The organism is Rhodococcus sp. PvR099 (assembly GCF_017833315.1).
Lineage (GTDB): Bacteria > Actinomycetota > Actinomycetes > Mycobacteriales > Mycobacteriaceae > Rhodococcus_G > Rhodococcus_G oryzae.
This window is the reverse complement of sequence record NZ_JAFIBV010000001.1, coordinates 1,183,756-1,206,993: the sequence shown is the minus strand read 5'-3', so window position 1 is coordinate 1,206,993 and position 23,238 is coordinate 1,183,756. Positions and strand designations below refer to the sequence as shown.

The window sequence follows — 23,238 nt, the reverse complement described above, 5'->3', positions numbered from 1 at the left end:
GCCAAATACCGGCGGTCCAGGGCTTCAAGTGAACAACTGTGCAGGTATAGGCTGAGTGACGGCATCGGCTCGGTTCTCGCGCCCATCGAGGAACGTCATGACCGTGACATCCCGCATCACCCGCACCGGGCTGATCCGCGCATGGCGAGACCTCGACCGCGGTGAGCGACGCAGCCTCCTCGGCATGGCGGTCACGGTGCTCGCCCTCAACGTCATCGGCTGGGGTGTGCTGTTCGTCGTCGTCGTTCCCGGGCACTACACGGTCCACGGGTCCGCTTTCGGCGTCGGGCTCGGCGTCACGGCGTACACGCTCGGCATGCGGCACGCCTTCGACGCCGACCACATCGCGGCCATCGACAACACCACGAGGAAGCTCGTCGCGGAGAACAAGAAGCCGATGTCGGTCGGATTCTGGTTCTCCCTCGGGCATTCCACGATCGTGTTCGTGCTCGTGGCGCTGCTGGCATTCGGGGTGCGTGAGCTCGCCGCGAGCCTGTCCGACGACAACTCCGATCTCACGCGATGGACGGGAGTGTTCGGCACCCTGGTCTCGGGGACCTTTCTGCTGCTCATCGGCCTGTTCAACCTGATGTCGTTCATCGCGATCCACCGGGTGTTCCGCGAGATGAAGAGGGGCGCCTACGACGAGGCGCGGCTGGAGCGGGAACTCGACAATCGGGGAGCCCTCAACCGGGTGCTGAAGCCGGTGGTCGCCGCGGTCCGCGCGCCGTGGCACATGTATCCGGTCGGGCTGCTCTTCGGGATGGGCTTCGACACGGTCACCGAGGTGGGGCTGCTCGTCATCGCGGGTGGCGCGGCCGCGACCGGGCTGCCCTGGTACTCGATCCTGGTGTTGCCGATCCTGTTCTGCGCGGGCATGTCGTTGTTCGATTCGATCGACGGCTCGTTCATGAACTTCGCCTACGGCTGGGCGCTCGCCCGGCCGCTCCGCAAGATCTACTACAACCTCGTGGTCACGGGGCTGTCGGTGGTGGTCGCGATGCTCATCGGTGCGCAGGAGATCATCTCGCTCCTGACCGCGAAGTTCGACGTCACCGATGGGCTGCTCGGGTGGATCGGCGCGCTCGATCTCGGGGCGATGGGGTTCATCATCGTCGGGCTGTTCATCGGCACCTGGCTGACCGCCGTGCTGGTGTGGCAGTACGGCGGCGTGCAGGCGCGCTGGGAGTCCGGTCTGGCGACGTCGCCGTCACCCGAGAAGGCGGCGTCACCCGAGTGACGAACCGTTGTGCCCGTGGTGGTCGCGTCCTAGGGTGAATTCCACCGAGGCCGGAGCGAGGCCGTGATGCACGAGATGTCGATCACCCAGAGCGTCGTCGACGCGGTGTGCGAGCGTGCGGCGGGCAGGCGGGTGCGGCGGGTCACGATCGAGGTGGGCACGCTCTGCGCCGTGGTTCCCGATTCGATGCAGTTCTGTTTCGAGCTGGCGACCGAGGGCACCGTGATGGAGGGTGCCAGCCTGGAGATCGATCAGCCGCCGGGCAGGGCGCACTGTCGCGGCTGCGGGGCGGATTTCGAGCTGACCGATCTGGTGGTGCTGTGCCGCTGCGGTAGCGCGGACGTGGAGATCCTCTCGGGCCGCGAACTACGGATCATGTCGATGGAAGTGAGCTGAGCTATGTGTGCAACATGCGGATGCGGCGACCACGCGGGTGCGGTGATCACGGTGCCCCACGACCATGCCGATCACGATCACGATCACGCTCATCCACACGACCCTGCCCACTCACACGATCACGCGCACCAGCACGACCACGACGATCATCCGCACGAACACCTGCCGCCGACCGAGACGATCTCGCTCGAGCAGAAGGTGCTCGCGAAGAACGACCTGCTCGCACAGGAGATCCGGGAATGGTTGGCCGCCCGCGACATCCTCGCCTTCAACATGACGAGCTCGCCGGGCGCGGGCAAGACCACGTTGCTCGAGCGAACGATCCGTGAACTCGGCGGCGCGCGCCCGATCTCTGTCATCGAGGGCGATCAGGAGACGTTGCTCGACGCCGAACGGATCAAGGCCACGGGATGTTCGGTGGTGCAGGTCAACACCGGCGCCGGCTGTCACCTCGACGCCGAGATGATGCGGCGCGCCCTCGACACGCTCGACCCGCCCAGCGGGTCGTTGCTGTTCGTGGAGAACGTCGGCAACCTCGTCTGCCCGGCCCTGTTCGATCTCGGCGAGCGCAGCAAGGTGGTCGTGATCTCGGTGACCGAGGGGTCGGACAAGCCGCTCAAGTACCCGCACATGTTCGCGGCCGCCGGGTTGGTGATCATCAACAAGACCGATCTCTTGCCGTATGTCGACTTCGATCTCGAGGCGTGCTCGCGACACGCGCGGTCGGTGAACCCGGACGTTCAGATCGTGCCGGTATCGGCGGTGTCGGGTGAGGGCGTAATCGATTGGTACACATGGATTGACGCGCAGTCGGGGCGCCGTGACGATCCTGCGACCATTGACAAGGTTCTTCCGGCGGGTGTAGACCGTGATGAGCGTCATACAAGTGGGCCGAGGGTCGACTCCGATGACGTAGGGGCACAGCCCTGCCCCGGAGAGCGGCACTGATGCCAACGGAGGCGGCAGTCAAAGCCGAAGAAACGTTGATCCACGTGCTGTGGATCAACGCGGGTCTCAGTTGTGATGGTGATTCGGTGGCACTGACTGCTGCCACCCAGCCCAGCATCGAGGAGATCGCCCTCGGTGCCCTTCCGGGCCTGCCAAAGATCGCCGTCCACTGGCCCCTGATCGATTTCGAGTGCGGGTCGGCCGGCGGTGCCGACGACTTCCTCGAGTGGTTCTGGAAGGCCGATCGCGGCGAACTCGAACCGTTCGTGCTGGTGGTCGAGGGATCGATCCCCAACGAGAAGCTGCACGACGAGGGGTACTGGTGCGGCTTCGGGAGTGACCCGGCCACCGGACAACCCGTGACGACGAGCGAGTGGCTCGATCGTCTCGCGCCGAAGGCGACCGCGATCGTGGCGGCCGGAACCTGCGCGACGTACGGCGGAATCCACGCGATGGCGGGAAATCCCACCGGCGCGATGGGCGTGCCCGACTACCTCGGCTGGGAATGGAAGTCCAAGGCCGGGATCCCGATCGTCTGCGTGCCCGGTTGCCCGATCCAGCCGGACAACCTGTCCGAGACGCTGACGTATCTGCTGTACATGGCGACCGATCAGGCGCCGATGATCCCGCTCGACGAGGCGTTGCGCCCGCAGTGGCTGTTCGGTGCCACGGTGCACGAGGGTTGCGACCGCGGTGGCTATTACGAGCAGGGTGAGTTCGCCACCGAATACGGGTCGCCGACCTGCCTGGTGAAGCTGGGCTGCTGGGGTCCGGTGGTCAAGTGCAACGTCCCCAAGCGCGGCTGGATGAACGGCCTCGGCGGATGCCCGAACGTCGGCGGCATCTGCATCGGGTGCACCATGCCCGGCTTCCCCGACAAGTTCATGCCGTTCATGGACGAACCGCCCGGCGGCCTGGTCTCGAGCACGGCGTCGGGGCTCTACGGCTCCGTCATCCGGCGCCTGCGTCACGTGACCGCACGAACGGTGGAGAAGGAACCGCGTTGGCGCAATCCGGGTTCCACGCTCGAAACGGGAGCAGTACGTACCTGGTAGCTCGACCTGTCGAGAGGCAATTCGATGACACAGATCATCCCCGAGCCGTCGCACAAGCAGACGGACCCCGGCGGCCTCGTGGAGATGGCCTGGGATCCGATCACCCGCATCGTGGGCAGTCTCGGCATCTACACCAAGATCGATTTCGACAACCGAGAGGTGGTGGAATGCCACAGCACCTCGTCCATCTTCCGCGGCTACTCGTTGTTCATGAAGGGCAAGGATCCCCGCGACGCGCACTTCATCACGAGCCGCATCTGCGGCATCTGCGGCGACAACCACGCGACGTGTTCCTGCTACACGCAGAACATGGCCTATGGGGTGAAGCCGCCGCACCTCGGGGAATGGATCGTCAATCTCGGTGAGGCCGCCGAGTACATGTTCGATCACAACATCTTTCAGGAGAACCTGGTCGGCGTGGACTACTGCGAGAAGATGGTGTCGGAGACCAACCCAGGCGTGCTCGCCAAGGCCGAGAACACCCAGGCGCCGCGGGCGGGCGAACACGGCTACCGCACGATCGCGGACATCATGCGTTCGCTCAACCCGTTCACCGGCGAGTTCTATCGCGAGGCGCTCCAGGTCAGCCGGGCGACCCGAGAGATGTTCTGCCTCATGGAGGGTCGGCACGTGCACCCGTCCACCCTGTACCCGGGCGGGGTCGGGACGGTGGCCACCATCCAGCTGATGACGGACTACATGACCCGGTTGATGCGGTACGTGGAGTTCATGAAGAAGGTCGTGCCCATGCACGACGACCTGTTCGACTTCTTCTACGAGGCGATTCCTGGGTACGAGAAGGTGGGCCTGCGCCGGACGCTGCTCGGTTGCTGGGGCTCGTTCCAGGACCCCGAGCACTGCAACTTCGAGTACAAGGACATGACCAACTGGGGCCGGAAGATGTTCGTCACCCCCGGGGTCGTCGTCGACGGCAAGCTGGTCACCACCGATCTCGTCGACATCAACCTGGGCATCCGGATCCTGCTGGGCTCGTCGTACTACGACGACTGGTCCGACCAGGAGACCTTCGTCAAGCAGGACCCGCTGGGCAATCCGGTCGACCGGCGGCACCCGTGGAACCAGCACACCAACCCGCAGCCGCAGAAACGCGACCTCGAGGACAAGTACAGCTGGGTGATGTCGCCCAGGTGGTTCGACGGCACCGACCACCTCGCGCTGGACACCGGCGGAGGGCCGCTGGCCCGACTGTGGTCGACGGCGCTGGCAGGGCTCGTCGACATCGGGTACGTGAAGTCGACCGGCCGCAGCGTGCAGATCAACCTCCCGAAAACCGCGCTCAAGGGCCCGGTTTCGCTCGAGTGGAAGATCCCGGAGCACGGCAGCAACACCATCGAACGCAACCGCGCCCGGACCTACTTCCAGGCCTACGCGGCGGCCTGCGCGCTGCACTTCGCGGAGAAGGCCCTCGAGGAGATCCGGGCCGGGCGCACCAAGACCTGGGAGAAGTTCGACGTTCCCGACGAGGGCATCGGCTGCGGGTTCACCGAGGCGGTTCGCGGCGTGCTCTCCCACCACATGGTGATCCGGGACGGGAAGATCGCGAACTACCACCCCTATCCGCCGACCCCGTGGAACGCCAGCCCCCGCGACAGCCTCGGCACACCGGGGCCGTACGAGGATGCGGTGCAGGGGCAGCCGATCTTCGAGGAGAACGATCGGGATCACTTCAAGGGGATCGACATCATGCGGACGGTCCGCAGCTTTGACCCCTGCCTGCCCTGCGGCGTGCACATGTACCTCGGCAATGGCAAGACGCTGGAGAAGCTGCACTCGCCGACGCAGTACTCGACCGGAGAGTGACGGTGAACGGCGAGGCGGCAGGGGACGAGGAAGCACGGTGGCGCGCGGCGGGTGATCGGATAGAGACGCTTCTCGAGGCCAGTTCGGCGGGCGGCACCGTGGCGCGCGAGCGCGCCGAACAGCTGGTGCGCGAGGTGGTCGACCTCTACGGCGAGGGATTGGCGCGGGTCGTGCGGATCCTCGGCGAGCACGTGGAGGACGGGGCCGAGTGGCTCGCCGACGACGACCTGGTGGCGAGCCTGCTGCTGGTGCACGGTCTGCACCCGCACGACGTGCCGACCCGGGTGTGTGCGGCGCTCGACAGCGTGCGGCCCTATCTCGGCTCGCACGGCGGGGACGTGGAGCTGATGGGCATCGAGTTCCCGGGTGAAGGCGGGCCCGCCGATGGTGGCGGGGTGGTGCGCCTGGAGTTGACCGGCAGCTGCAGGAGCTGCCCGTCCTCGTCGGTGACGCTGGAACTGGCCGTGGAGGGCGCGGTGCTCGCTGCGGCGCCGGAGATCGCCTCGATCGAGGTGGTCGCCGCTCAGCCCGGCTCCGAGCCAGGGCTGATCGCCGCCGAGTCGCTGTTCTCGCACGTGCACGCCCCGCCGGGTCCCGCCGGAACGTGGTGCCCCGCGCCGGAACTGGAGCAGCTCGCGCCCGGCGAGGTGGGCGGGTTCGTGGTCGGGGGTCTGCCCATCCTGGTCTGCCGCATCGGCGACGACCTGCTGGCCTACCGAGACCGCTGCCCGTCGTGTACGCACTCGCTGGCGGGCGCCGTCCTGGCGCGTCGCGCCGGCCACGCGGCGGGCGACGCCGTCCTGCGGTGTCCGACCTGCCGCGCCCATTTCGACGTGGTGCACGCGGGTGCCGGGCTCGACGACGGCGACGTGCACCTCGAGCCGCTGCCGGTGCTGGTCCGGGACGGCGTGCGCTCGGTCGCGGTACCGGTGGGGGTGAGCGGATGAGCACTCCCTTCTCGGTGCTCAAACGCATCACGGCGACCCGCCCGGCTCCGCAGCCGGGCGAGCGCTGTGAGATGTGCGCGGAGGCGATCGGCGATCGCCATCAGCATGTGGTCAACGTGGAGGGGCGGGCGTTGATGTGCGTCTGCCGCGGCTGCTACCTGCTGTTCACCGACCAGGGCGCCGAGCTGCGGTACCGCGCCGTCCCGGATCGCTATCTCTCGTTCCCCGGGTTCGAGCTCGGCCAGGGCCGATGGGACGAACTCGAGATCCCGGTGGGATTGGCCTTCTTCTTCCGGAACTCGGTCCTCGGCCGGATGGTCGCGTTCTATCCCGGTCCCGCGGGGGCCACCGAGTCGGAACTGCCGCTCGACGCGTGGAACGTCGTGCGCGCGGCGAATCCGGAGCTGGACACGGCGGCCGACGACGTCGAGGCGGTGTTGATCCGGATGCCGGAGGAGGGGCGCGGCGAGGCGGAGTGCTTCCTGGTGCCGATCGACGCGTGCTACGAGTTCGTTGGTCGGCTGCGCACGCTGTGGCGCGGCTTCGACGGCGGCCAGGAGGCGCGCGGGTACATCGACGACTTCTTCGCGGGGATCGCGGCCCGGGCCGGTCGGTCTCACGCCGGCGGTGCCGGCCGGGAGTTCGGCGGCGGTGAGGCGCCGTGAGTGAGGTGTCGTTCGCCGTCCTCGACGTCGCCCCGGAGCCCTATGCGGCGGCCCCGATCCTCTCCGCTCGAGTGGCGGTGAGCGCCGCCGCGCCCGTACACGCCATCGCGCTGCGCTGCCAGGTGCGCATCGAGCCGCACCGACGGCGGTACACCGACGCCGAGGCCGCGGGGCTGGTTGACCTCTTCGGCGGTCGGGAGCGGTGGTCATCGACGCAACACTCATTCGTGTGGCTGCAGTGCGCCGCGCTGGTGCAGGGTTTCGCCGAGACCTGCGAGGCGACCCTGCCGATGCCGTGCACCTACGACTTCGAGGTGGCGGCGTCGAAGTACCTGCACGCCCTGGAGGAGGGGACCGTCCCGCTGGTGTTCCTGTTCAGCGGCACGGTGTTCACCAAGGGTGCAGGGGGGTTCGGGGTCCAGCAGATCCCGTGGGATCGTGAGGATCGCTACGACCTCCCGGTCTCGGTGTGGCGGGACCTGATCCGGATGCACTTCCCGAACACCGGCTGGGTGCGGCTCGGCCGGGAGACCCTCGAGGCGCTGGCCGAATACAAGTCCACGCGGGGCCTGGTCGGCCTCGACGAGGCCGTCACGGAACTGCTCGCGCAGACGCGGGAGCAGGCCCGGTGACCACCACCGATGTCGGAACCCGAGTCCGCGCCGTCGCCGACGCGGTGCTCTACGAGGGCTACCTGCTCTATCCGTACCGGGCGAGCTCGCGAAAGAACCAGTCGCGCTGGCAGTTCGGTGTGCTCGGTCCACCAGGGGCATCGTCGGCAGGCGTCGGCGAGGAGCCGTCGCTGTCCGCGCAGTGCGTGCTGGCGCGCGGCGCGCCGGAGGGGGAACGCGCGGCACAGGTCACGGTGACGCTTCGCTTCCTGCAGCTGCAGGCCCGCAGCGTGCAGGAGGCGTCGGGCGCGGGCGGATACCGCGCGGTGGACGAACTGGTGGTGGGGGCGCGGTCGTGGCTCAGTTGGGACGAGGCCGTCGAGCGGGAGATCGAACTCCCGGCGGTGGCGTTGTCGGAACTCGCGGTGGCCAGGGGCTTTCCGATCGACGTGGCGGGCGGCACGGACACCGAGGAGCTGCTCGCGCCGGACGGATCCACCGCGGGACGGATCGTCCGGTCCCGGTTGCCGATCGCCGCAACGGTGACTCTCGGCGCCGCGGAGGACGACGGCTTCACCCGGCTGTTGGTCGAGGTGCGAAACACCGGGCCGGAGACGATCGACAAGGATCTCGCCGTCGCGAGGTCGTTGATCGGTGCGCACGCGATCGTGACCGTCCGCGATGGGTCGTTCGTCTCCCTGCTCGAACCGCCGGATGCGGCGGCCGGCCCCGTGGCCCGGGCCGTCCACCACCGGTGCTTCCCGGTGCTGGCGGGCACGCGCGGAGAGACGGACATGGTGTTGATCTCGCCGATCATCCTGTACGACTACCCGGAGGTCGCCGCGCAGAGCGACGGCGCGCTCTTCGACTCCACCGAGATCGACGAGATCCTCACTTTGAGGGTGATGGCGATGACCGACGAGGAGAAGGCGCAGGCGCGCGCCACCGATCCGCTGGCCGCGCAGATCGTCGACCGCTGCGATGCGATGACGCCCGAGGCGATGCAGCGGCTGCACGGCACTTTCCGCGACCCGCGGCTCGATCCGGGACTGATACCCGAAGTGCCCGAGGGGGTTCCCTGGTGGGATCCCGAGGCCGACGCGAGTGTGCGGCCGGATGTGGACGCGGTGTCGGTGAACGGTGTCCGTGTGGCCAAGGGCAGCGCGGTGCGGCTGCACCCGTCTCGCCGTGCCGACGCGCAGGACCTCTTCTCCGACGGCAGGACGGCAAGGGTCGCGTCGGTGCACGCCGATGTCGACGGCAACACCCACGTCGGCGTGGTCATCGACGACGATCCCGCCGCGGACCTGCACGACTGGTACGGGCGTTATCTCTACTTCGCCCCGGACGAGCTGGAACCGCTCGGTGGCGATGAACCGGGCAGAGAGGAGAACTAGCGATGGAAACAGTGGGGCAGATCGCGACGGTGCTCGTGGTGGCGCTGGTCGCAGCCGGTGTGATCGTCGGCGTGCGTTCGGTTCCCGACATCAGGCGCTACCTACGCATGCGTCACATGTGACGACGGCGGCGCGCGGAGAGATCGGTGAACGACCAACGGCGGGTGCTGGTCGCCGGTATCGGGAACATCTTTCTCGGTGATGACGGGTTCGGCCCCGAGGTGCTGAGACGGCTGGCCGAGCGCGGGCACGCGAGTGAGCCGCGGCCGATCCCGGACGGGGTCCGGCTGGTGGACTACGGCATTCGGGGCGTTCACCTGGCCTACGACCTGCTGGACGGCTGGGATGCCCTCGTCCTGGTGGACGCGCTGCCGGATCGTGGCGCGCCGGGCGCCATCCGGGTCTTCGAGGTCGATCCGGAGCGCGGCGGCGGGGGCGGTGGGCTCGATGCCCACGGCATGGACCCGGCGTCGGTCTTCGCGAGCCTGGACGCGCTCGGCGGCACCGCGCCCCGGACGGTCGTGGTGGGCTGCGAGGCGCGGTGCGTCGCGGACGGCATCGGGTTGTCGCCGGAGGTGGCCGCGGTCGTGGACGACGCGGTCGCGGCAGTGCTCGAACTGGTCGAGGATCCGCCGAGGTGGGTGCCCGCGGCCGCCGCGGATGCGGGAGAGGAGGGCTGAGCGGATGTGCTTGGGGATCCCGGGGCAGGTGGTGCGCATGCTCGACGGCTACGGCGACCAGTTGGCGCTGGTCGACGTCGCGGGCGAGCACCGAAAGATCAACGTGGGGATGCTGCCGGACGACGTGTTCGAGCCAGGGGACTGGATCATCATCCACATGGGGTTCGCCGTCGAGAAGACGGATGCGGCGGGTGCGCAGAGTGCCCTCGCCGGTCTCGAGTTGATGGGGCGGCCTCGGGAACCGGACGAACAGTCGATGTGAGGGTCGCGGGCGGACCCAGGAGGATCTATACTAGCTATCTAGATAGATCCGCCAGGCGTCCCCGGAGGCAGACATGTCGAACAGTGCAGCACGCGCCCGCGGCGTCCCGGAGCGTCACCGCGACCACCCACGCCGCCTGACCGCAGTCGGCGATTCGGTCAGCGACCACGACCTCATCGAGCTCATCCGATCCGAACTGGCCAGCCGTCCCACCCTGAGCCTGGTCGCGGGTCGGGTCTCCCACCTGCTGCTGGCCGGCCAGGTCGACGGCGACGATCCGATCCTCGACCTCATCGATCCGGGCAACATCCTCGACGAGAAGACGGTGATGCGCGACGCCGTCGAGTACATCCTGTCGTTCCCGCACCTCTCCGCGGGAGAGGTTGCCGTCAAATATCGCAAGACCTGGGCCAACCCGAGCGACGCACTGCGCAAGCGGGCCGGACAGATCATCGGCCTCAAGCAGGGCAGGCGATACCGCTACCCGGAGTTCCAGTTCTCGCTGCCCGAGGACGCGATCGAGCTGATCCGCCGGAGCAACGTCGCGCTTGGCGCCGAGAACGACCCGTGGGGCGTGGCGTCCTGGTGGCTCTCGCCCAATCCCGCCGCCACAGGCCGCACCTCGCCCGTGGACCTGCTCGAAGCGGGAGACCTCGAGCAGGTCGCCGCCCTGGTCCGGGCCGAGGTAGAGGACGACATTGCCTAACCGGGTACCCCCACCCGCGGTGACCGCAGAGGTGGCGTCGATCCCTGCCGGAACGAAGCTGTGGCGCATCCATTCCGGCGCCCCGGATCGACACGTGCTGTCCCTGAACCAGACCCCGGCCCATCCCGTCCACGGCGGCAGGTTCGACTCCCCGGACGGCTCGTTCCACTACAGCTACTTCGGCGACGACATCTCCGTCTGCATCGCCGAGACCTACTGCCGCTCACTCCCGCTCGACGACAACGTGCCCAGGATCCTGCGCAGGAAGAAGCTTGACGGGCGGGTGCTGTCGCAGGTGCAGGTGACCACCGAGTTCCCGGTCGCGCTCCTGCACGGCCGCCACCTGGCCGCCATCGGCCAGGACCTGTGGCTGACGAAATGCGATCCCGTCGACTATCCGCGGACCCAGCAGTGGGCCGCGGCGGTGCTGAACGGTTCGCAGGTGCACGGCATCAAGTACCGCGCCCGCAACGACGAGGACCGGTTCTCGGTGGTCATGACCATCCGCGCGGACACGGACCCGCCCGTCGCGCTGGCCGATCTGATGTGCGTGGTGCGGGACCCGATTCCGCTCGACGACGCTTCGGGCCTGGAACTGGTGCGCTCGCACCTCGCGGTCTACAACGCCACGCTGCGCTGATCGCAGAGTGTCGAGATGCAGGCTGAACCCCGGGTTCCATGTGTGGGCGTTGGCTAGGGTGCCAGCGTGACCTATTCGTGGGTGTTCCTCACGGTCGCCGTCGTGCTGGTGCTGACGCCGGGCGCGGACTTTGCGCTGATCGTCCGCAACAGCGCGTCCGGCGGGCGCAGGTTTGGGATGGCCACCACCTTCGGGGTCAGCTCCGCCGCGGCTGTCCAAGGCCTGCTCGTCTCGTTCGGCATCGCGAGCGTGATCATCGGTGTGCACCCGATCTTCCTCGCGATCAAGTGGCTCGGAATCGCCTACCTCGCCTGGATCGGGTGCTCGATGCTGCTCAGCGCGGTCCGAGGGCATGACGCCGCCACCGCGGGCGAAACCGGACCTGCCCCATGGACCGGATACCGGCAGGGATTCCTCTGCAACGCCACCAACCCGAAGATCTTCGTCTTCTATCTGTCGCTGCTGCCACAGTTCGTGCAGCCGGACGCGCCCTGGTGGGTCTGGCTGTTGCACGCCTGGACCCTGCCACTCATCGGAACCCTCTGGTGCTTGCTCGTCGTCGCGTTCGTGGGTTCACTACGCCAGCAGTTCGAACGCCGCACGGTTCGACGGACGATCGACGCCGCCGCAGGCGTCGTCATGCTCGGCTTCTGCTCCACGCTCGCTCGCGAAGCCTGATCCAGCCCGCCCGCCGAGCGATAGGTAACGTCCCTGTGGTGGTGACAGACGCGGCGCAGTCGTGGTGGGAAGAGTACGACGACAACATTCTCCGCGCGCGCGAAACCGGCTGGGGCGGGGAAGAGCCGTTGCTCTCGCGAGAGATGCGCGAGCTGCTCGACGACGTCGACGCAGCCTTCGCGGTCACCGGCGCGCAGACACCCGGGTGGCCGAACCCCTATAAGGACGGCCCCAGCCCGGGAGAAGAGGCGTACGAGCGTTCCAGCAACCCCGAGAAGTACCGGATCGTGGTGGCCAGAGCACAGGCATGGACTCAGGTTCTCCTCGACCGCGGCTGGGCGCGCGAAGCATCGCATGTGGACTGGGCGCTTCCTCCCATGGAGCCCGGCGGGGCCGACACCGTCCTCGAGCCGGCCGCCGCCGGCGCGGTTCCGCTGGTGTTGACGACGCACACACCCATGGACAGCGATCATCCCTTCAACATCACGATCGCCGCGGGCGACCCCGCGGTGCGGTTGGACACGCTTCCCGACTGTGCATGCGATGGGTGCGACAGCGGGTCCGCCGGCCTGCTCAAGTACCTGGACATGTTGGTGCTCTCTGTCGTCGACGGTTCTCTCGACGTTGACGTTGGCGACAACTACTACTGGCTGCGCACATCGTTCAGAGTCAAGGGCAGCGGGACCCAGAATCGCCACGCACGGACGGCGTTCACGGCTGCACCGTGGCCCGCGAACTGGACAGCCCGCCCGTTGGCACCACCTCTGAGTCGGGGTCGGCGTTGATCTCCTACACGAGTTGTCGACCTATCCCACCTGTGGAACTGACGTTGGCGAGATCGGTCGGTAGGTTCTGATCGCTCAGCCCGCGGCCTCGGTCCGTTCGAGACGGCGATTGGTCTGTGCGAGCTGCCACCCGGTCCAGTGCTGCAGGCGGTCGGTGTCCTCCGGGGTCAGCCTGTCGCACACGAAGTCCCAGTGCACGGCCACCGTGTCGCCCCTGCGGAGATCGGGGACGAACGAGCCGCCGGCCGCCCGATGGCGCACCGGCCGATCCTGTTCGTCGCCGAGGTGGAGCGCGCCGTCGTAGGTGAGCGGTCGCGCACGCACCACCACGTACTCGGCGCGCACCTCGATCACCGTCCCGCAGGTGATCCGGCAGGAGTCGAGCACCTGGAGGGGCTGCGGCACACCGGAGCCGAGCAACCGGGACCACGGATAGACGCCGAAGACGTGGAAGCCGTGGGTCGGCGCCGCCTCGGCGAGCAGGTCCTCTGTGAGGTGCTTCCAGTAGTGCCCGGCCTGGGGCGCCAGCCGGGAAAGCAGCTCCCGGCCGAAGCCTTCGCGGTCGATCTCGTCGGTCAGCTCGTTGCCGGTCCAATAGGCGCGCACCACCGACGCGTCCAACGGGTCGGTGCGCCCGGTCATCTCGGCGATGACCTGTTGGTACGGCCAGGCACCGCTGAACCTGGCGGCCAGCGACGGCACGTCCGCGATGGGCCCGTCGGTGCCCATCCCGTCACCGCACGCGACGGCCTCGAGGGCGCGCGCGTCCGCTGGGCCGCAGTAGCCGAGCGTGTTGGGGGCGTAGGCATACTGCGCGAACAGTCGGTGACCGGGCGGGCTCGGCACTCAAGCCTCCGTGGTGTTCTTGCCGACCAGCATCGCAGTCTCGCGGTGCAGTCGGCCGAAGTTGTAGTACGCCGCGCAGGCGCCCTCGGGTGAGACCATGCAGGTCCCGATCGGCGTCTCCGGCGTGCACGCGGTCCCGAACACCTTGCACTCCCACGGCTTGATGACGCCCTTGAGCACCTCGCCGCACTGGCACGCCTTCGGATCGGCGACCCGCACCCCCGGCATCGAGAATTTCTCCTCGGCATCGAACTCGGAGTAGTCGTGGTGCACCTTCAGTGCGCTCTGCGAGATGAAACCGAGTCCGCGCCATTCGAAATGCGGTCGCAGCTCGAAGGTCTCGGCCATCAGCTTCAGCGCCTGGGTGTTGCCCTCGGTCTTGACCACGCGGGTGTACTGGTTCTCCACCTCGCACCGGCCGTCCCGGTGCTGCTGCAACAGCATGTGCACGGAGGCCAGGATGTCCAGCGGTTCGAACCCGGCCACCACCATCGGTTTGCCGTACACCTCCGGCACGAAGCGGTACGGCCTGGTGCCGACGACGGTCGACACGTGACCGGGGCCGAGGAAGCCGTCGAGCCGCAGGTCGGGGGATTCGAGGATCGCCTTGATCGGCGGGACGATCGTGACGTGGTTGCAGAACACGGTGAAGTTCTTGACCCCGAGTTGTCGGGCACGCACCAGCGTCACCGCGGTGGACGGTGCGGTGGTCTCGAAGCCCACCGCGAAGAACACCACCTCCCGATCGGGGTTGTCCACGGCGATCTTGAGCGCGTCGAGCGGCGAGTACACGAATCGGACGTCGGCGCCCCTGGCCTTCGCCTCGATCAGGTTGCCCCGCGAACCGGGCACCCGCATCATGTCGCCGAAGGTCGTGAAGATGACGCCTGGCTGCTCCGCGAGCGACATGGCGTCGTCGACCCGGCCCATCGGGATGACGCACACCGGACAACCGGGGCCGTGCACCAGTTCCACGGTCGGCGGCAGCAGGTGTTCGATGCCGTGGCGGTAGATAGTGTGGGTGTGGCCGCCGCACACCTCCATGAATTTGAACTCGTCGGTGCCCGCGAGGTCGGTGATGGACCTCACGAGCGCGCGGGCTGCGGCCGGATCACGGAATTCGTCTACGAATTTCATCGTGTGTTCCTCGCTGACGGAAGATGCCCGAGATCAGGCGATTTCGGACGAGTTGTACGCGTCGATCTCGTTGGTGTAGTCGGCGCCCATCTTCTGGACCTGGTCCAGCGTCACCTGCGCCTCGGCCTCGTCGATCTTCGACATCGCGAACCCGACGTGCACCAGGACCCAGTCGCCCACGACCAGGCCCTCATCGGCGAGTAGGCGGACGCTGATGACCCGACGGATCCCGTTGACGTCGACCTTGGCCAGGTGCTGCTGGGCGTCGACGATGTCAACCACCTGCCCCGGTATGCCCAAGCACATAGCCGTCCTCCTTTCAGGAGTTCCTGTTGCTCAACAGATTCGCGGCAGCGGGTCGCCGACGAGCATGTCGACGATCCGGCTGCCCCCGAACGCGGTCCGCAGCGCCACGATGCCCTGCGGCTCGGCCATCACCTCACCGATGACGGCCGCCTGCGCGCCGCCGGGCTGCGCACGCAGCGCGTCGACCGCGGCGTCCGACTCGGCGCGCGGCACGATCGCGATGAACTTGCCCTCGTTGGCCACGTAGAGCGGGTCGATCCCCAACATGTCGCACGCGCCGAGCACCTGCGGCTGGACGGGGAGCGACTGCTCGTCGATGATCACCGCGAGACCGGAGACCTGCGCGAGCTCGTTGCAGACCGTGCCGACCCCGCCGCGGGTGGCGTCGCGCATCCACCGGGTCGACGGTGCGGCCTCGAGCAGCGCCTCGACGAGCGAGTTCACCGGCGCTGTGTCCGAGTCGATGTCGGCCTCGATGGCGAGCTCGCCGCGGGCGAGCATCACCGCCATGCCGTGCTCGCCGATGGTGCCCGACACCAGGACGCGGTCACCGGGCTGCACCCGGTCCGCGGACAGCACCCGGCCCGCGGGGATGACGCCGACGCCCGCCGTGCAGATGTACATCCCATCCGCCGCGCCCTTGCCGACCACCTTGGTGTCCCCGGTGACGATCTCGATACCGGCCGCCTGGCCGGAATCGCGCATGTCGGCGACGATCTCACGCAGCGCGGAGATTTCGAAGCCCTCCTCGATGACGAATGCGGCCGAGAGCCATTGCGGGCGGGCACCCGAGACCGCGAGGTCGTTGACGGTGCCGTGCACGGCCAGGTTCCCGATGGACCCGCCGGGGAACCGCAGCGGTTGCACCACATACGAATCGGTCGAGAACGCGAGCCGCTCGCCCGACGGGAGCGGCAGCACCGCGGCGTCGCCGAGCTGCTCGAGCTCCGGGTTGCGGAACGCCTCGACGAAGACGGAATCGACAAGGGCCGCCGAGGATTTGCCGCCCGCACCGTGGGCGAGCGTCACCACCGATTCGAGCAGGCGCGGACGGCGTTTGCGGAACTCGTCGATGCGGTCGAGTACCCGGCCCTCGCGTTCGGCCGCGGTCGAGGGTCGGTCGCCGACCTGTGAGCTGCTCATCTGGGACCGCCTGTCGTCTCTCGCGGCCCCGGTGCGGGTTTCGCGAGGTTGTCCTGCACCGCAGACCAGAGCTGGTATCCGACCAGCGCGTGGCTCTCCTGGATGCGATGGATGCTCTGGGACCGGATGGTGAAGCAGAAGTCCAGGTCGTCGCTGGTCGACATCCGGCCGCCGTCGTGGCCGGCGAACCCGACGGTCAGCAGCCCGCGCGTGCGGGCCTCGGCCAACGCCGTCATCAGATCGTCGGAGTTGCCGGAGGTGGACAGCGCGATGGCGATGTCGACCGGCTTGGCGTGGGCGATGATCTGGCGCGAGAAGATCAGCTCGAAGCCCACGTCGTTTCCCAGCGCCGTGACCACCGCCTGGTCGGCCGCCAGCGACCAGGCCGCGACCGGCCGACCGCGGGCGGGCCGGCTGAACAGCGAGGCCAGGGTGGCCGCGTCGGTGGAACTGCCGCCGTTCCCGAAGGTGTACAGCCGCGCGCCCGCGCGGAAGCGCTCGGCCATCCGGGCGCCCGCCGAGGTGATCCCGTCGCCCCATTCCTCGAGCGAGACCCGCTGCAGCCGTGCGCTCTCGGCGGCCTTGCTGCGCGCCGACGCGGCCAGGTCGGTCAGCAACGCGTCGGCGTCGTTCTCCTCCGCGTCGATGAAGGGATAGAGGAAGTTGGTGCTCTCCTGCTCGCTCATCGCGACACCTCGGCGTTGTCGATGCGGGTGATCGCCGCGCCGCCGTGCACGAGGATCAGGTCGTTCGCCTCGACCTCGCCGAGCACGGTGACGTCGACGGACTCCTCGCCGGAGCCGGTGCGGACCAGCGCGGTGTCCAGCGCGGTGGCCGGAGGCAACACCACCTCGGCGAGCCTGCCCTCGTCGCTGCAGGTGACGCACCCGTCGTCGGCGCACGCGTCCTCGTCCGGGGTCAGCAGGCCGGGATGTTCGAAACAGACGTGGGTCAGCTCCCACAGCAGGTGGTACATCAGCACGAACCTGCCGGTCGCCGGGATCATCGGATCGTCGGAGGCCACCCACAGCGTGTGATCGGCGCTGCCCGCCGGCGGGCGCGGGCCGGAGCCGATCCAGATAGTGTCGGCGCCCCACGCGGGTGCGCGCCGCATCGCGTCGCGCACCTGGGGCTGGTCGGCGGAGGCCACCGCGATGATCACGTCGCCGGGCCGGGTGGCGACGCGGCACTGCGCGACCGGGTCCGGTTCGACCAGCGCGACGGACGGCAGTGCCCGCTTGCCCATGATCACCGGGTGCACGAACTCGACCGCGACGTGATGGGCGTGCGGCTCCCACTGCGGCGAGATGACCCACAGCGTGGCGCCCGCGTTGAACCTCCTGGCGAGCGACAGCGCCGCGGACGCGAGATCCGCGGAGAGATCGTCGTCGATCAGGGGGGCGTCCGAATGCGCCGTCGTGGTCATCGCCGTGCTCCGATCTCCGATTGGTCGGTTCTGGTACCGCGCCGGTGGGCGGCGCGCTCGAGGAACGCCAGGCCGAGGACCGCCTGGCCGAGCGAGAGCCCGCCGTCGTTCGCGGGCACCCGCTGGTGGGTGAGGACCTCGACACCGTTGCCCTGCAATCGCGTTCGCAGCAGGCTCAGCAGGAGCCGGTTCTGGAAGACGCCTCCCGTGAGCCCGACGGTTCCGGTGCCGGTCCGGTCGGCGATCCGCAGGGCCAGCGCCGCGGTCGCGGTCGCGAGCGCGTGGTGGAATCCCAGCGCCAGCGAGGCCGCGGACTCGCCCCGCCGCAGGCCCGCGACGAGACCGGTCAACAGCGCATCGAGTCGCAGCTGCCCGCCGTCGATCGCCATCGTCAGCGGTGCCGGTCTGTCGGCCTGTCGCGCGAGGGCCTCCAGTTCGATGGCGGCCTGCGCCTCGTAGCTCACCCGGTGGCAGACGCCCAGCAGCGAGGAGACGCCGTCGAACAGGCGCCCGACGCTGGTCGTGCGGACGGCGCCCGCCCCGGAGGCCAGTTGAGAGGCGACGAGGAGGCGTTCCGCGGCCGCGAGCGCTCGGGTGCAGGGCAGGTCGTCGATCTCGCGGATCCCGGCCTCGTGCAGCAGCGACAGCGCGACGCGGGCGGGGTTGCGGACCGCGGCATCGCCGCCGGGCAGCCAGAACGACTGCAGGTGGCCCGACCGCTCGGTGGTCAGGATGTCCGGGCCGACCAACAGGAGCTCGCCGCCCCACACGGTCGCGTCGCACCCGTATCCGGTGCCGTCGAAGGCGACGCCGAGGACCCTCGAGTCGAGGCGGCCGTGCTCGGCGAGCAGGGAGGCGACGTGCGCGTGGTGGTGCTGCACCGTGCGCAGTTCGATCTCGTTCGCGCCGGCGTACCGCGCCGCCCACTGCCTGGTCGAGTAGCCCGGGTGATCGTCCGCGACGATCAGCGCGGGCGCGGCCCGGTGCATGGTGGTGAGCTGGCGCACCGAGGTCTCGAACGCGCGCCGGCTTTCGAGTGTGCCCATGTCGCCGAGATGTGCCGAGCAGAATGCGAGATCCTGGCGGGTCAGGCAGAAGGTGTTCTTCACCTCGGCCCCCACCGCCAGCACCACCGGACCCGGGGAGGGCAGCAGGATCGGGAGCGGCGCATACCCTCGCGACCGGCGGATCGGGACCTCCCGGTCCTCGGATACCGCCAGGACCGAATCCTCGCAGGGCACGGCGATGTCGCGATCGTGCATCAGGAAGAGGTCGGCGATCCCGGCGAGCCGCGCGCGGGCGTCGTCGTTGTCGAAGCAGAGCGGCTCGCCGCTGGTGTTCCCGGAGGTCATCACCAGGACACGGGGGTGCTCATCCGGTGGCGACCCGGGAGCCGGCGAGAAGAGCAGGTGGTGCAGCGGGGTGTAGGGCAGCATCACTCCGAGTTCGTCCAGGCCGGGCGCCACTTCGTCCGCGACGGGGCCGGTTCCCCGGGTTCGCAGCAGCACGATCGGCCGCGCGGGGTGGCCCAGCAGGCGCTGCTCGGCGTCGGACACCTCGACGATCCGCTCGGCCGTCGCCGTGTCCGCGGCCATCACCGCGAACGGCTTGGCGGGGCGGCGCTTTCGGATCCGCAGACGCCGCACCGCGCCCGGCTGGGTCGCGTCGCACACCAGGTGGAAGCCGCCGAGCCCCTTGATCGCGACGATCAGGCCGTCGTTCAGCGCCCGCTGGACGCCACCGAGCACCTCGTCGTCCCCGACGGTCCGGATGCCGTCGCGCTCCAGGAAGATCCGCGGGCCGCAGGCGTGGCAGCTGATCGGCTGGGCGTGGTAGCGCCGATCCTCCACGGTCCCGTACTCGCGCAGGCAGCGTGGGCACATCGCGAACGGGGCCAGCGTCGTCGCAGGACGGTCGTAGGGCAGGTCGGTGATCACGGTCAGGCGCGGCCCGCAGTTGGTGCAGTTGATGAAGGGATGCCGGTAGCGGCGGTCGGCGGGGTCCCGCAACTCGCGTAGGCAGTCCTCGCAGGTCGCGACGTCCGGGGAGATCAGCGTCCGCGCGCCGGGCACGTGCCTGCTCTCGGCGATGCGGAAGGATCTCTCGCCCTGCGGGGCAAGGGCTTCCGCGGCGAGGTCGACGATCACGGCGATCGGTGGCGCCTCGGCCCGTATCCGGCGCTCGAACTCCGCGAGGGCGGCGGCGGGGCCCTCCGCCTCGATGAACACACTGGCATCGTCGTTGCCGCAGTGGCCGCCGATCGCCAGGTCCGCCGCCAGCCTGGCGACGAAGGGCCGAAACCCCACCCCCTGGACGATTCCGCGAACCACGATCCGACGCCGTTCGATACGGCCTTCCGCCCGGTGTGCTGGCTGTAAGTGGGTTGTCATACCCGACTCCACATCGCAGACGGTTCACCCCGGGTCCGGGGTGCTGGGTGACGACCGGCCTTCATCGGATCTTTCTCCTCGCGCTCCGGACCCGCAAGGGGCATCGGCGCAGTATCCGCAGCATCCGGAGGACCCAGGTGCAGACGCGGAGCGGTCTACGGGTGTGTACTTGATCGCATGAGCCTCGGGCCCGGCTCGGCGGGCGGCGGTGTGTGAGCATGCCGGTGTGGCGGCTGCGTGACTTCCATGACGGGGATCTCGATCAAGCCATCCAGATCCTGGATCAGAGCCGTGCGCCGGGGTCGGAGGAGCCGGTGTTCGCGGTCGCCGAGGTGATGGCTGCGGCCCGGGCTGGTCAGCCCGCCGTGGTGGCCGCGGTCGGGGACGAACTGGTCGGGATGGCGGTGGCACAGACACAGGGCGAGCGGGCCTGGGTGCTCCTGGTGGCACTGGGATCGAGATGGCGAGGACGCGGAATCGGTAGCGCGCTGCTGGCGAATCTGGAACAACGCCTGCGTTCCTCCGGGGTTCAGCGGATCTGTGCGGTGTTGACCGAGGGTGCCACCGGTTCGGCGGCGTTCGAGAACTCCGGCTACACCCGTCGGGACGGTCTCGTCTACTACGAAATGCTCGAGCCGCTCGGCCCGGATCGGGCGTTGCTCGCCGAGTTGGGTGGTCGCATACTGCCCACTGGGTTGTGGCAGGCGATGGCCGGAATGGAGCGGGTGAAGGAAGCCATCGAGCGCCGGGTCGTCTTGCCGCTGGCGGAGCCGGACGTCGCCGAACGGTATGGCGTCCAGCCCCCCAAGGCGGTGATCCTGTTCGGCCCGCCCGGTACCGGCAAGACCAGCTTCGCGAAGGCGGTGGCATCGAGACTGGGCTGGCCGTTCGTCGAACTGTTCCCCTCTCGCCTGGCCGCGGCGGTGGACGGTGGGTTGGCCGCCTCGTTACGGGATGTCTTCTCCGAACTGGCCGAGCTCGAGGAGGTGGTGCTGTTCATCGACGAGGTCGAGGAGATCGCGGCCGCCCGCACCGGGTCGGCGGCCAATGCCGCGCATGGGGTCACCAATGAACTGCTCAAGCTGATCCCGTTGTTTCGGGAACGCGACCGGCGACTGATGGTCTGTGCGACGAACTCGGTGCACTCGCTGGACTCTGCGTTCCTGCGGCCCGGTCGATTCGACTACGTGATCCCGGTCGGCCCGCCGGATGCGCCCGCCCGTCGTGCGGTGTGGGAGCGGTACCTCGGTGCCGCACACGGTGCGGTCGACGTGAACCTGATCGTGAATTCCAGCGAGCTGTTCACGCCCGCCGACATCGAGTTCGCGGCGCGGAAGGGCGCGCAGACCGCCTTCGAGCGGGAGATTCTCCACCGCCGCGGCGAGCCGGCGAACACCGACGACTATCTCGCGGCCATCGCCGACACGCGGCCGACCCTCAGTGCCGAGTTGCTGGCCGAGTTCGACCAGGACACCGAGCAGTACACACGCCTGTGACGTTCTGACCTGCGCCGGAACACCCGCCCGAGGCGGGATCGGGCGGTAGCGTGAGCAGACGGAACGAAACGGAGTCGGTATGCCCGATTCGGCGCGTCATTCGACACCCGCGATGCGGGTCCTGCTCGTGCTGGCGTGTGCGGTGCTGGCCGCGGCATTCGGAGCGCCCGCGATGGCCGCCCGCGCCGCCCCTGCCGGCCCGGAGTCGCCCGCGTGCGCGTGGCGCTTCATGTCGAACGAGACCGTTCTCAATGTCGCGTTCCCGGACGCCAACGCGACCTACTGGGTGCTGCCGTACGCGTTGGGGGGCGACGACCGGATCGAGCTGAGCGGGGACTATCCCGCTGCGCGCTACTTCTCGCTCAACACCTACGGCACCGACCTGAACACGGTCGACACCCTGCGCGACGACCAGATCGTCCCGGATCGAGGCAGCGGGAACCCGTTCGTGGATCCCTCGCCGGCCGGGTCGCCGGAGTCGGCGGGGCGTTGGCACGCCACCGTGGTGCCCGGCGAGGCGGACCACGCGCTCAACCAGATCCGGGCGCTGCCCGCCGGAGCCGCGAGCCAGACCGTGCCGATGGGCTTCCTGATCATCCGGGTGTACGTCCCCGACGACGTGGCCTCGCCGCCGGGAGGGGTGCCGCTGCCCGCGGTCGCCCTGGTGCTGAACAACGGCGCCACCACGATCCCGATCTCGACCTGCCCGGCGGCATTCGACCCGGCGGACGCCACCAACGGACCGATGGGGCAGGCGATGGAGGCGACCTTCGACCGACTGATCGCGGGCGCGGCATCGGGCGCGTTCCCCGGGAACGTGCCCGAGGCGACCTTCGTGAACCCGGCCAGCACCTCCGGGCTGTTCCCCAACGGCGACAACAAGTACATCGGCGCCGGACTGACCTATCAGCCGGGCCGGATCGTCGTCGTGCGGGGACGGGCGCCGACCTTCCCGGACACCCGGGAGGGCGTGCCGGTGACCGAGCCGGGGCAGCAGGTGCGGTACTGGTCCATGTGTCAGAACGACCAGGTGTCGCCGTATCCCGTGGTCGCCTGCGCGGCCGACTTCCAGACCAACCTCGATGCGCGCGGCTACTACACCTATGTGGTGGCGGTGCCGGAGGACGTGCCCGCGGCCGCCGCGTCAGACCCCACGGTGACGGTTCTGCCCTGGGGTTCCACCGAGGTTCCGAAGAAGGTGCTGTTCCTGCGGCACATGCTGCCCAGCCCGGCCTTCTACCCCCAGTCGGTGCAGGCGTCCCAGGCGGCGAACTCCGACCCTGCGACGACCATGGGGGAGTACTACCCGCGGGCGACCTACTGCGCGCGCGCCGACTTCGAGGCGGGCGGTTACCTGGCCTGCCTGGACGGGGACGGCTGAGTCCGGTCGGCCGGGCGGCCGGTGAGCCCGCACAGCGCCGCCACCTGTCCGATGGTCAGTGCTCCGCCATTGTCGGTCGCAAGGGCGAACCGCCCGTCCGCCCGGACCCGCACCGCGACGGCCGCCTCCCGGCGCATTGGATCGCTCGCACGGTCGAGAAGGTACTCGTCGTCGCCCGCCGGGGTCGGCGTCACCGCGCGGACCACACCGCGCGCGTATGCCTCTTCGATGAGACGGTCGATCATGACGCTGACTCCTCACGTGTAGGCACTGTGCCCGGCC

General features: G+C 69.0%; 26 protein-coding genes. 18 read left to right on the top strand and 8 right to left on the bottom strand.

The window, feature by feature from the left end; genetic code table 11:
* The first annotated feature begins 97 nt into the window (after positions 1 to 97).
* The 16 genes from JOE46_RS05410 (at position 98) to JOE46_RS05340 (ending at position 12,831) form a co-directional block, all read left to right on the top strand.
* Positions 98 to 1,240 carry a HoxN/HupN/NixA family nickel/cobalt transporter gene (locus tag JOE46_RS05410; RefSeq protein WP_209926490.1) on the top strand — a complete coding sequence of 381 codons (1,143 nt, stop codon included), beginning with the start codon at positions 98 to 100 and terminating at the stop codon, positions 1,238 to 1,240.
* A 66-nt stretch (positions 1,241 to 1,306) separates the two neighbouring features.
* Positions 1,307 to 1,636, top strand: coding sequence for a hydrogenase maturation nickel metallochaperone HypA (locus tag JOE46_RS05405; RefSeq protein WP_027501469.1), 330 nt, complete (start codon positions 1,307 to 1,309; stop codon positions 1,634 to 1,636).
* Positions 1,637 to 1,639: 3 nt separating this feature from the next.
* Positions 1,640 to 2,584 (top strand): hydrogenase nickel incorporation protein HypB, encoded by a 945-nt coding sequence (gene hypB / locus JOE46_RS05400; protein ID WP_097213331.1) that lies wholly within the window; start codon positions 1,640 to 1,642, stop codon positions 2,582 to 2,584.
* Positions 2,584 to 3,639: a hydrogenase expression protein HypE gene (locus JOE46_RS05395; protein WP_097213330.1), complete on the top strand. Its 1,056-nt coding sequence runs from the start codon at positions 2,584 to 2,586 to the stop codon at positions 3,637 to 3,639. The genes hypB and JOE46_RS05395 overlap by 1 nt, the downstream gene beginning before the upstream one ends.
* 24 nt (positions 3,640 to 3,663) lie before the next feature.
* Positions 3,664 to 5,460, top strand: a complete 1,797-nt coding sequence (locus JOE46_RS05390) for a nickel-dependent hydrogenase large subunit (RefSeq protein WP_097213329.1) — start codon at positions 3,664 to 3,666, stop codon at positions 5,458 to 5,460.
* Positions 5,457 to 6,407 carry a NifU family protein gene (locus JOE46_RS05385; RefSeq protein ID WP_373560281.1) on the top strand — a complete coding sequence of 317 codons (951 nt, stop codon included), beginning with the start codon at positions 5,457 to 5,459 and terminating at the stop codon, positions 6,405 to 6,407. Before JOE46_RS05390 ends, JOE46_RS05385 begins: the two co-directional genes overlap by 4 nt.
* The gene (locus tag JOE46_RS05380) at positions 6,404 to 7,072 is read left to right on the top strand and encodes a DUF5947 family protein (RefSeq protein WP_097213328.1); all 669 of its coding nucleotides are present in this window, start codon (positions 6,404 to 6,406) and stop codon (positions 7,070 to 7,072) included. The genes JOE46_RS05385 and JOE46_RS05380 overlap by 4 nt, the downstream gene beginning before the upstream one ends.
* Entirely contained in the window at positions 7,069 to 7,704 is a 636-nt protein-coding gene (locus JOE46_RS05375) for a DUF6084 family protein (protein ID WP_097213327.1), read from the top strand. Before JOE46_RS05380 ends, JOE46_RS05375 begins: the two co-directional genes overlap by 4 nt.
* The gene (locus tag JOE46_RS05370) at positions 7,701 to 9,080 is read left to right on the top strand and encodes a hypothetical protein (RefSeq protein WP_209926488.1); all 1,380 of its coding nucleotides are present in this window, start codon (positions 7,701 to 7,703) and stop codon (positions 9,078 to 9,080) included. The genes JOE46_RS05375 and JOE46_RS05370 overlap by 4 nt, the downstream gene beginning before the upstream one ends.
* Positions 9,081 to 9,082: 2 nt before the next feature.
* Positions 9,083 to 9,202: a hypothetical protein gene (locus tag JOE46_RS27075; protein WP_097213325.1), complete on the top strand. Its 120-nt coding sequence runs from the start codon at positions 9,083 to 9,085 to the stop codon at positions 9,200 to 9,202.
* Positions 9,203 to 9,226: 24 nt separating this feature from the next.
* Positions 9,227 to 9,760, top strand: a complete 534-nt coding sequence (locus JOE46_RS05365) for a hydrogenase maturation protease (RefSeq protein WP_097213324.1) — start codon at positions 9,227 to 9,229, stop codon at positions 9,758 to 9,760.
* A gap of 4 nt (positions 9,761 to 9,764) precedes the next feature.
* A complete protein-coding gene (locus JOE46_RS05360) occupies positions 9,765 to 10,022 on the top strand; it encodes a HypC/HybG/HupF family hydrogenase formation chaperone (protein WP_097213404.1) in 258 nt (85 codons plus the stop codon).
* A gap of 73 nt (positions 10,023 to 10,095) precedes the next feature.
* On the top strand, positions 10,096 to 10,728 hold the full coding sequence (locus JOE46_RS05355; RefSeq protein WP_097213323.1) for a hypothetical protein: 633 nt from the start codon (positions 10,096 to 10,098) through the stop codon (positions 10,726 to 10,728).
* Between the two features lie 19 nt (positions 10,729 to 10,747).
* Positions 10,748 to 11,368, top strand: a complete 621-nt coding sequence (locus JOE46_RS05350) for an RES family NAD+ phosphorylase (protein ID WP_097213322.1) — start codon at positions 10,748 to 10,750, stop codon at positions 11,366 to 11,368.
* A 66-nt stretch (positions 11,369 to 11,434) separates the two neighbouring features.
* Complete coding sequence (locus JOE46_RS05345) at positions 11,435 to 12,046, top strand: LysE family translocator (RefSeq protein WP_097213321.1); 612 nt, start codon at positions 11,435 to 11,437, stop codon at positions 12,044 to 12,046.
* A 38-nt stretch (positions 12,047 to 12,084) separates the two neighbouring features.
* Positions 12,085 to 12,831 (top strand): DUF6226 family protein, encoded by a 747-nt coding sequence (locus JOE46_RS05340; protein WP_257017678.1) that lies wholly within the window; start codon positions 12,085 to 12,087, stop codon positions 12,829 to 12,831.
* Between the two features lie 75 nt (positions 12,832 to 12,906).
* Here the strand turns inward: JOE46_RS05340 and JOE46_RS05335 are convergent, their stop codons facing one another.
* The 7 genes from JOE46_RS05335 to hypF are packed head-to-tail and all read right to left on the bottom strand — an operon-like array spanning position 12,907 to position 20,079.
* The gene (locus JOE46_RS05335) at positions 12,907 to 13,677 is read right to left on the bottom strand and encodes a DUF6390 family protein (RefSeq protein WP_257017676.1); all 771 of its coding nucleotides are present in this window, start codon (positions 13,675 to 13,677) and stop codon (positions 12,907 to 12,909) included.
* On the bottom strand, positions 13,678 to 14,814 hold the full coding sequence (hypD, locus tag JOE46_RS05330) for a hydrogenase formation protein HypD (protein ID WP_097213320.1): 1,137 nt from the start codon (positions 14,812 to 14,814) through the stop codon (positions 13,678 to 13,680).
* A gap of 33 nt (positions 14,815 to 14,847) precedes the next feature.
* On the bottom strand, positions 14,848 to 15,120 hold the full coding sequence (locus JOE46_RS05325) for a HypC/HybG/HupF family hydrogenase formation chaperone (RefSeq protein ID WP_027501456.1): 273 nt from the start codon (positions 15,118 to 15,120) through the stop codon (positions 14,848 to 14,850).
* 30 nt (positions 15,121 to 15,150) lie between these two features.
* Entirely contained in the window at positions 15,151 to 16,263 is a 1,113-nt protein-coding gene (gene hypE / locus JOE46_RS05320; protein WP_097213319.1) for a hydrogenase expression/formation protein HypE, read from the bottom strand.
* A complete protein-coding gene (locus JOE46_RS05315; RefSeq protein WP_209926486.1) occupies positions 16,260 to 16,949 on the bottom strand; it encodes an SIS domain-containing protein in 690 nt (229 codons plus the stop codon). Before JOE46_RS05315 ends, hypE begins: the two co-directional genes overlap by 4 nt.
* Positions 16,946 to 17,689, bottom strand: a complete 744-nt coding sequence (locus tag JOE46_RS05310; RefSeq protein ID WP_097213317.1) for a HypC/HybG/HupF family hydrogenase formation chaperone — start codon at positions 17,687 to 17,689, stop codon at positions 16,946 to 16,948. The genes JOE46_RS05315 and JOE46_RS05310 overlap by 4 nt, the downstream gene beginning before the upstream one ends.
* On the bottom strand, positions 17,686 to 20,079 hold the full coding sequence (gene hypF / locus JOE46_RS05305) for a carbamoyltransferase HypF (protein WP_097213316.1): 2,394 nt from the start codon (positions 20,077 to 20,079) through the stop codon (positions 17,686 to 17,688). The genes JOE46_RS05310 and hypF overlap by 4 nt, the downstream gene beginning before the upstream one ends.
* A gap of 218 nt (positions 20,080 to 20,297) precedes the next feature.
* On the opposite strand from hypF, the gene JOE46_RS05300 reads away from it, so the two are divergent.
* Both JOE46_RS05300 and JOE46_RS05295 read left to right on the top strand, forming a co-directional pair.
* Positions 20,298 to 21,575 carry an ATP-binding protein gene (locus JOE46_RS05300; protein WP_097213315.1) on the top strand — a complete coding sequence of 426 codons (1,278 nt, stop codon included), beginning with the start codon at positions 20,298 to 20,300 and terminating at the stop codon, positions 21,573 to 21,575.
* Between the two features lie 112 nt (positions 21,576 to 21,687).
* Positions 21,688 to 22,956: a hypothetical protein gene (locus tag JOE46_RS05295; RefSeq protein ID WP_097213314.1), complete on the top strand. Its 1,269-nt coding sequence runs from the start codon at positions 21,688 to 21,690 to the stop codon at positions 22,954 to 22,956.
* On the opposite strand, the gene JOE46_RS05290 is transcribed toward JOE46_RS05295, so the two are convergent.
* Positions 22,926 to 23,201: a hypothetical protein gene (locus tag JOE46_RS05290; RefSeq protein WP_097213313.1), complete on the bottom strand. Its 276-nt coding sequence runs from the start codon at positions 23,199 to 23,201 to the stop codon at positions 22,926 to 22,928. The two genes, JOE46_RS05295 and JOE46_RS05290, sit on opposite strands and share 31 nt — an antisense overlap.
* Positions 23,202 to 23,238 lie beyond the last annotated feature (37 nt).

What these genes read in the sequence shown, in the direction of transcription:
- JOE46_RS05355 (WP_097213323.1), top strand. Translation starts at nt 10,096, where the DNA reads ATGTCGAACAGTGCAGCACGCGCCCGCGGCGTCCCGGAGCGTCACCGC.
- JOE46_RS05380 (WP_097213328.1), top strand. Translation starts at nt 6,404, where the DNA reads ATGAGCACTCCCTTCTCGGTGCTCAAACGCATCACGGCGACCCGCCCG.
- hypF (WP_097213316.1), bottom strand. Translation starts at nt 20,079, where the DNA reads ATGACAACCCACTTACAGCCAGCACACCGGGCGGAAGGCCGTATCGAA.
- JOE46_RS05295 (WP_097213314.1), top strand. Translation starts at nt 21,688, where the DNA reads ATGCGGGTCCTGCTCGTGCTGGCGTGTGCGGTGCTGGCCGCGGCATTC.
- hypB (WP_097213331.1), top strand. Translation starts at nt 1,640, where the DNA reads ATGTGTGCAACATGCGGATGCGGCGACCACGCGGGTGCGGTGATCACG.
- JOE46_RS05395 (WP_097213330.1), top strand. Translation starts at nt 2,584, where the DNA reads ATGCCAACGGAGGCGGCAGTCAAAGCCGAAGAAACGTTGATCCACGTG.
- hypD (WP_097213320.1), bottom strand. Translation starts at nt 14,814, where the DNA reads ATGAAATTCGTAGACGAATTCCGTGATCCGGCCGCAGCCCGCGCGCTC.
- JOE46_RS05410 (WP_209926490.1), top strand. Translation starts at nt 98, where the DNA reads ATGACCGTGACATCCCGCATCACCCGCACCGGGCTGATCCGCGCATGG.
- JOE46_RS05300 (WP_097213315.1), top strand. Translation starts at nt 20,298, where the DNA reads ATGCCGGTGTGGCGGCTGCGTGACTTCCATGACGGGGATCTCGATCAA.
- JOE46_RS05360 (WP_097213404.1), top strand. Translation starts at nt 9,765, where the DNA reads ATGTGCTTGGGGATCCCGGGGCAGGTGGTGCGCATGCTCGACGGCTAC.
- JOE46_RS05390 (WP_097213329.1), top strand. Translation starts at nt 3,664, where the DNA reads ATGACACAGATCATCCCCGAGCCGTCGCACAAGCAGACGGACCCCGGC.
- JOE46_RS05315 (WP_209926486.1), bottom strand. Translation starts at nt 16,949, where the DNA reads ATGAGCGAGCAGGAGAGCACCAACTTCCTCTATCCCTTCATCGACGCG.
- JOE46_RS05405 (WP_027501469.1), top strand. Translation starts at nt 1,307, where the DNA reads ATGCACGAGATGTCGATCACCCAGAGCGTCGTCGACGCGGTGTGCGAG.
- JOE46_RS05290 (WP_097213313.1), bottom strand. Translation starts at nt 23,201, where the DNA reads ATGATCGACCGTCTCATCGAAGAGGCATACGCGCGCGGTGTGGTCCGC.
- JOE46_RS27075 (WP_097213325.1), top strand. Translation starts at nt 9,083, where the DNA reads ATGGAAACAGTGGGGCAGATCGCGACGGTGCTCGTGGTGGCGCTGGTC.
- hypE (WP_097213319.1), bottom strand. Translation starts at nt 16,263, where the DNA reads ATGAGCAGCTCACAGGTCGGCGACCGACCCTCGACCGCGGCCGAACGC.
- JOE46_RS05310 (WP_097213317.1), bottom strand. Translation starts at nt 17,689, where the DNA reads ATGACCACGACGGCGCATTCGGACGCCCCCCTGATCGACGACGATCTC.
- JOE46_RS05325 (WP_027501456.1), bottom strand. Translation starts at nt 15,120, where the DNA reads ATGTGCTTGGGCATACCGGGGCAGGTGGTTGACATCGTCGACGCCCAG.